A 241-nucleotide genomic window follows, 5' to 3' on the forward strand; every position below is an offset into this window, starting at 1 on the left:
GTCTTCGGTATCGGGAAGCGTTGGAGGCGCCGCTGACGATGCCGGCACCGAGTACAAGCGCGCCGTCGTCGCGTACGCGGTGGCGCACGGTCTTACTGATATTCCTCTACCGCTGCCGGGTATGCCCGACGACTCGCGTGTCGTCGTTTCAGTGGCAACGGAGACTACTGACGCCGTGGACGATGTCCGAATCGACTTTGAGAGCGGACGCTCGGCCTACCTCCAGGCGAAGCGCACACTC

The 241-nt window shown here is 63.5% G+C and carries 1 protein-coding gene; it reads left to right on the forward strand.

Translation table 11 applies throughout. From position 1 onward, the window contains the following. Positions 1-241, forward strand: a 241-nt coding sequence (locus SB660_RS23350) for a hypothetical protein (protein ID WP_410584948.1), incomplete at both ends; no start/stop codon positions are given.

Source organism: Bacillus sp. SIMBA_005 (genome assembly GCF_046535585.1).
Lineage (GTDB): Bacteria > Bacillota > Bacilli > Bacillales > Bacillaceae > Bacillus > Bacillus pumilus.